The organism is uncultured Nostoc sp., from assembly GCF_964245575.1.
In the GTDB taxonomy this organism is placed as follows: Bacteria; Cyanobacteriota; Cyanobacteriia; order Cyanobacteriales; family Nostocaceae; genus Nostoc.
This window is the reverse complement of record NZ_CAXTNP010000064.1, coordinates 25,815-31,505: the sequence shown is the minus strand read 5'-3', so window position 1 is coordinate 31,505 and position 5,691 is coordinate 25,815. Positions and strand designations below refer to the sequence as shown.

Genomic DNA, 5,691 nt, shown 5'->3' with positions numbered 1-5,691 from the left:
CCCCAATCCCCAATCCCCAAATTCGTGCTATCTTGAGCTTGCCAGCAAAAATTGTTGCAATAGTAACAGAAGTAATTTGGCGGTCAGAAAGTTAAGCTTTTTCGGCAAAGCCATCTGGTAAAATTTGTAAGGTTTCTAAAAGCTGTGAGCAATGGGATCGACTCGCGTAAGGATCGCAATTGACGCAATGGGAGGGGATCACGCACCCGGTGAAATCGTTGCTGGCGCATTGCGAGCAAGGGAAGAATTGGGTGTAGATGTATTACTGGTTGGTGATCCTCAACAAATAGAAGCTGCCTTGCCGCCAAAAACGAATTTAAGGCAGGTGGAGATCGTTCCAGCTGAGGAAGCGATCGCTATGGATGAGGAGCCTTTAAATGCAGTTAGACGCAAACGCAAGGCTTCTATCAATGTGGCGATGGATTTAGTCAAGCAGCAAAAAGCAGATGCCGTATTTTCTGCCGGCCACTCTGGGGCAGCTATGGCATCTGCTTTGCTGCGCTTAGGACGATTGCCGGGAATTGACCGCCCAGCCATAGGGACTGTTTTTCCCACGATTATTGCTGGTAAGCCAGTGTTGGTACTTGATGTCGGCGCGAATGTAGATTGCCGTCCGAAGTTTTTAGAGCAGTTTGCCGTCATGGGATCGGCTTACAGTCAATATGTCTTGGGTACAACCGAACCTAAGGTGGGTTTGTTGAATATCGGTGAAGAAGAGTCTAAGGGCAATGATGCAGCAGTCCGCGCCCACCAAATGCTCCGCGAAAATTCTCAAATTAATTTTATTGGCAATGCCGAAGGACGTGATGTGCTTTCCGGTCACTTTGATGTGATTGTCTGTGATGGCTTTGTAGGCAATGTATTATTAAAATTTGCCGAAGCAGTCGGAGAAGTGATTCTGCAAATTCTGCGGGAAGAATTACCCCAAGGATTACACGGCCAAATCGGTTCAGCACTCTTAAAACCAAACCTGAAGCGGATTAAGCAGCGCATGGATCACGCAGAACATGGCGGCGCTTTGCTGCTAGGCGTCGCGGGAGTCTGTTTTATCGGTCACGGTAGCTCACAAGCTCCTTCAATTTTTAATGCAATTCGCATGGCAAAAGAAGCTGTTGACAACCAGGTGCTACAACGAATTCAGTCCCAATATATCCTAGAGCGCGAAAGCGGTTAGTCATTAGTCACTTGTACTGAGCGTAGTCGAAGTATTGGTCATTAGTCATTAGTCATTAGTCATTGGTCATTAGTCATTTGTAATTGGACTTTGGACAACTGGCACAGGACAAATGATAAAGGACAAATGACAAAGGACAAAAGACAAAAGACAAAAGACAAAGGACAAAAAGCTGATAGCTTGGGAGATTAGGAGTGCAAAACTTAGGTATAGCAATTACCGGAAGTGGCTCGGCGGTACCAGCAACTTCCCTACACAACGACACATTGACTGAACTAGTTGAAACATCAGATGAGTGGATTGCCACTAGAACAGGAATTCGTCAACGACGATTAGCGCTGCCATCTGAGTCCTTGAGTGTACTCGCTACTGCTGCCAGCCGTAATGCGATCGCAGCTTCGGGAATTAAACCAGAAGACCTAGACCTGATTCTGCTGGCGACTTCCACCCCTGATGATTTATTTGGTAGTGCTTGTCAAGTACAGGGGCAATTGGGAGCCACCAACGCAGTAGCCTTTGACTTGACCGCAGCCTGCTCTGGCTTTGTGTTTGGTTTAGTTACAGCAGCTCAATATATTAGAACAGGTGTTTATAAAAACGTACTGTTGATTGGGGCAGATATCCTCTCTCGCTGGGTAGATTGGGAAGATCGGCGCACTTGTGTATTATTCGGTGATGGAGCAGGGGCGGTAGTATTACAGGCTAACAAAAGCGATCGCTTATTAGGATTTGCCCTTAAAAGTGATGGCACTCAAAACCATCACCTCAACCTTGCATATACAGGTACTTCCCAAGAACTGCTTCCAAATGTAAATATCACTAAAGGCGGTTACCAACCGATTACTATGAACGGCAAAGAAGTCTACCGCTTTGCTGTGCAAAAAGTGCCCGAAATCATTGATAAAGCCTTATTTCAAGCCAACCTCAGTGTTGATCAAATAGATTGGCTGCTATTGCATCAAGCCAATCAGCGAATTATTGATGCCGTTGCCCAACGCCTGAATGTCCCAGAACATAAAGTTATAAGTAATCTCGCCCAGTACGGCAATACCTCTGCTGCTTCCATCCCCTTAGCTTTAGATGAAGCAGTGCGGGAAGGTAAAATTAAACCCAATGACATCGTTGCTGCATCCGGCTTTGGTGCCGGTCTTACCTGGGGTGCGGCAATTTTCCAATGGGGAAGGTGAATATTTTGTCAATAGTCATTAATCATTTGTCCTTTGTTAATGACCAATGACCAATGACTAATGACTAATGACCAATGACTCTTGACAAATGACAAATGACAAAAACTGCATGGGTGTTTCCCGGACAAGGTTCCCAAGCGCTGAGAATGGGAATGGATTTATTAGATATACCATCGGCTAAAGATAAGCTTGCCAAAGCTGAGGAGATTTTGGGCTGGTCTGTAACCGAAATCTGTCAAAACCAAGAAGAAAAGTTATCACAGACGCTATACACTCAGCCAAGTCTTTATGTGATAGAAAGCATTCTTGCTGATCTTCTTCGAGAACGAGGACACCAGCCAGATTTAGTGGCTGGTCACAGTTTGGGAGAATATTCTGCCCTTTACGTAGCGGGTGTCTTTGAATGGTCGGCTGGTTTATATCTAGTAAAGCGCCGTGCAGAACTTATGGATAATGCCGTCGGTGGTATGATGGCGGCTTTGATGAACTTTGACCGCGAACAGTTAGAAAAAGTCATTGCTCAAACGCCTGATGTGGTAATAGCAAATGATAATAGTTCGGCTCAGGTGGTAATTTCAGGCACGACTGAGGCTGTACAAGCGGTAATGACTCAAGTTAAAGCAAAGCGTGCTATTCCCTTAAAAGTTTCTGGAGCATTTCATTCACATTTTATAGCACCAGCAGCTGCAAAATTGCAAGACATTCTAGAATCTGTAGAATTTCAGCCAGCTACTGTGCCAGTGTTGTCCAATGTAGAACCAATTGCGTGTATTGATGCTGAGATTTTAAAGCAACGTTTGAATAAACAAATGACTGGTTCTGTAAGATGGCGAGAAATTTCTCTGCAATTACCAGCCAACGGCATTCAGCAAGTAATAGAAATTGGGCCTGGTAAAGTGTTAACTGGTTTAATTAAACGTAGTAGCCCTGACTTAATATTAAAAAATATCCAGAGTGCTGCTGATTTGCCTAATTAATTCTTTATTTATGAAAAATTTCAGTAGTCTTGTAGTAGCGTGTCAAGCCTAAATTTGTGCAATAAATTTTGTAGGTTAGGTCGTTCGCGTCAGCGTCGCGCAGCGAAGAATGATACCCAACACCCCGATGAATGTTGGGTTTCGCGTTGCTCAACCTAACTTACGTTTAATGCATCATTTTAGGCTTGACACGCTACTGCGTGTATTTCAAAAATCAAATACTAGTTCTATATCGGTAGGGTTACGACAAATTCTGCACCCTTTCCTACTGTGGAATTACAATCAAGTTTACCTTGATGTAGTTCAGTCACAATTTGATAGCTGATAGATAAACCCAATCTAGATCCTTTCCCCACATCTTTGTTGTGAAAAAGTGGTCAAATAACCTTGTTAGAGTTGTTTCTGGAACTCCAAGACCATTATCTGTGATGGAAATCATGATTTGCTTTTCAGAAACCAAGCGAGTATGAATCCAAATTGTGTTGAGATGTGAAGCAATTTCTGTAGACGTGCGCTGCTGATTTGCATCTTCTAACGCATCAGAGGTTATCCTGTGCAAGTTGAAAGATGCTACTTTCTCGCTCTCCCTGTGCGCTGATGTACTTTTCTAGCTGCGTTTGGGTTTGGATTTCCAAACGGGACATGATATGGATATAGCTCACCCCAGCAGACACGAGTACCACCCCCATTACTCGCAGTGCCATATTATAATTAGTGTTTTCTGGGTAAGTGAGGTGGAGCGATTCTTAACGACATGGACAGATTTCAAAGGCCACTGTTTGTTAAGGATTTGTCTAAATTGGGTAAGTATGCAGTAGCAGAGATAAGTATTTAGGCTAAAGATTTCCAGAAAGTTCGTGTCGATATGCAGATGTAGGTATATGCTACATCGGTAAGTAAATCACAAATTCAGTACCTTCGCCTGGTCTAGAATCTACCTTGATCGCTCCTCCATGTTTTTCTGTGACAATTTGACGAGCGATCGCTAATCCTAATCCCGTCCCTTTACCCACACCTTTTGTAGTAAATAAGTGGTCAAATATCTTTTGTTTGACTGATTGAGTCATCCCCTGACCATTATCAGCAATGGTTCATTATCCCGATACGCACCCAAAACTAATAAATGTCCAGCCTGTTCCATCGACAATTGTAGTAATTTCAGCGATGCCGAATCTGCCCATTGCAAATCATCTAAAAACATCACTAATGGATGTTCTCTACTAGTAAAGACTTGGGTAAACTTTTGAAACAATAAATTAAATCTATTTTGTGCCGCACTTCCTGATAATTCTGGAGCAGGTGATTGTTGACCAATAATTCTTGATAATTCGGGAATTACTTCAATAATTACTTGTCCGTTCTCACCTACAGCCTCTAATATCTTACTTTTCCATTGTTGAAATTCTGCATCGCTTAGAGTTAACAATTGCCCCATAAAATTGCGAAACGATTGTACAAATGCCGAGAAGGGAATATTTCGTTGAAATTGGTCAAATTTGCCTTTAATAAAATAACCGTGTTGACGCAAAATCGGTTTATGAACTTCGTTAATTACAACAGTTTTACCAATACCGGAAAAACCCATAACCAGCATCATTTCTGTTGCACCTAGGCTGACTCTTTCAAATGCTTGGAGTAAAATTTCTACTTCGGTTTCTCGTCCATAAAGTTTGTCGAAGATCAAAAAGCGATCGCACACATCCCGTTGTGTAATTGGGAAACTTTTAATTTCACCAGTTTCTTGGAATTAGGATAAACAATTTTCTAAATCAAATCTCAATCCTAATGCAGTCTGATAGCGGTATTCAGCATTTTTCGCCATCAATTTCATCACGATGTTACAGAGAACTTGAGGAATAGGAAAAGAAATCTCACCCCAACCCTCTCCTTCGCCAAGAGAGGGTGCCGAAGGCGAATGAGGTTTATTCATATTTGGTGGAAGTTGTGCTAAATGACAATGTACCAATTCCATCGGGTCGTTTGATTGAAACGGTAATTCTCCCGTCAATAATTCGTAAAAAGTCACACCTAATGAATAGAAGTCAGTCCGGTAATCAATCCCTCGATTCATTCTTCCTGTTTGTTCAGGAGAAATATAACCTAGTGTCCCTTCCAACACATTGGGATTCATTAATGTTTGAGTTTACCGTGGTAGTAGGGATGCAATACTAAAGTCAATTAATTTAACTTGTTTGGTTTCGGGATTAATTAGAATATTGGCGGGTTTAATATCTTTATGAATAATATGATCGCGGTATAGTATATCTAAGGCGTTGCACAGTGCGATCGCTATCTGTAAAAAACCCGTAATATTTCGTAGGTTTTCCCCTGTTCCCCATTCTTTTAGAGAAAT

The 5,691-nt window shown here is 42.3% G+C and carries 7 protein-coding genes and 1 pseudogene; 3 read left to right on the top strand and 5 right to left on the bottom strand.

Going from position 1 to position 5,691, the window contains the following annotated elements; translation table 11 throughout:
* Window positions 1–151: 151 nt before the first annotated feature.
* The 3 genes from plsX to fabD all read left to right on the top strand — a co-directional run bounded on the left by plsX (window position 152) and on the right by fabD (window position 3,338).
* On the top strand, window positions 152–1,174 hold the full coding sequence (gene plsX, locus ACFFAP_RS12735) for a phosphate acyltransferase PlsX (RefSeq protein ID WP_375511562.1): 1,023 nt from the start codon (window positions 152–154) through the stop codon (window positions 1,172–1,174).
* A gap of 194 nt (window positions 1,175–1,368) precedes the next feature.
* Window positions 1,369–2,361 (top strand): beta-ketoacyl-ACP synthase III, encoded by a 993-nt coding sequence (locus tag ACFFAP_RS12730; RefSeq protein ID WP_375511561.1) that lies wholly within the window; start codon window positions 1,369–1,371, stop codon window positions 2,359–2,361.
* 95 nt (window positions 2,362–2,456) lie between these two features.
* The gene (fabD, locus tag ACFFAP_RS12725) at window positions 2,457–3,338 is read left to right on the top strand and encodes an ACP S-malonyltransferase (RefSeq protein ID WP_375511560.1); all 882 of its coding nucleotides are present in this window, start codon (window positions 2,457–2,459) and stop codon (window positions 3,336–3,338) included.
* Window positions 3,339–3,565: 227 nt separating this feature from the next.
* On the opposite strand, the gene ACFFAP_RS12720 is transcribed toward fabD, so the two are convergent.
* From ACFFAP_RS12720 to ACFFAP_RS12700, 5 genes and pseudogenes are all read right to left on the bottom strand, one after another.
* Window positions 3,566–3,649: a hypothetical protein gene (locus tag ACFFAP_RS12720; RefSeq protein WP_375511563.1), complete on the bottom strand. Its 84-nt coding sequence runs from the start codon at window positions 3,647–3,649 to the stop codon at window positions 3,566–3,568.
* Window positions 3,646–3,897, bottom strand: coding sequence for an ATP-binding protein (locus tag ACFFAP_RS12715; protein ID WP_375511559.1), 252 nt, complete (start codon window positions 3,895–3,897; stop codon window positions 3,646–3,648). The genes ACFFAP_RS12720 and ACFFAP_RS12715 overlap by 4 nt, the downstream gene beginning before the upstream one ends.
* A complete protein-coding gene (locus ACFFAP_RS12710; protein ID WP_375511558.1) occupies window positions 3,878–4,042 on the bottom strand; it encodes a hypothetical protein in 165 nt (54 codons plus the stop codon). Before ACFFAP_RS12710 ends, ACFFAP_RS12715 begins: the two co-directional genes overlap by 20 nt.
* Window positions 4,043–4,222: 180 nt before the next feature.
* Window positions 4,223–4,405, bottom strand: a complete 183-nt coding sequence (locus ACFFAP_RS12705; RefSeq protein ID WP_375511557.1) for a sensor histidine kinase — start codon at window positions 4,403–4,405, stop codon at window positions 4,223–4,225.
* A 23-nt stretch (window positions 4,406–4,428) separates the two neighbouring features.
* Window positions 4,429–5,691 (bottom strand): annotated as a pseudogene (locus ACFFAP_RS12700) (AAA family ATPase); the annotation flags it as partial.

Excerpts from the sequence above, each read along its gene's own strand:
- plsX (WP_375511562.1), top strand. The coding sequence starts at position 152 with ATGGGATCGACTCGCGTAAGGATCGCAATTGACGCAATGGGAGGGGAT.
- fabD (WP_375511560.1), top strand. The coding sequence starts at position 2,457 with ATGACAAAAACTGCATGGGTGTTTCCCGGACAAGGTTCCCAAGCGCTG.
- ACFFAP_RS12710 (WP_375511558.1), bottom strand. The coding sequence starts at position 4,042 with ATGGCACTGCGAGTAATGGGGGTGGTACTCGTGTCTGCTGGGGTGAGC.
- ACFFAP_RS12705 (WP_375511557.1), bottom strand. The coding sequence starts at position 4,405 with ATGACTCAATCAGTCAAACAAAAGATATTTGACCACTTATTTACTACA.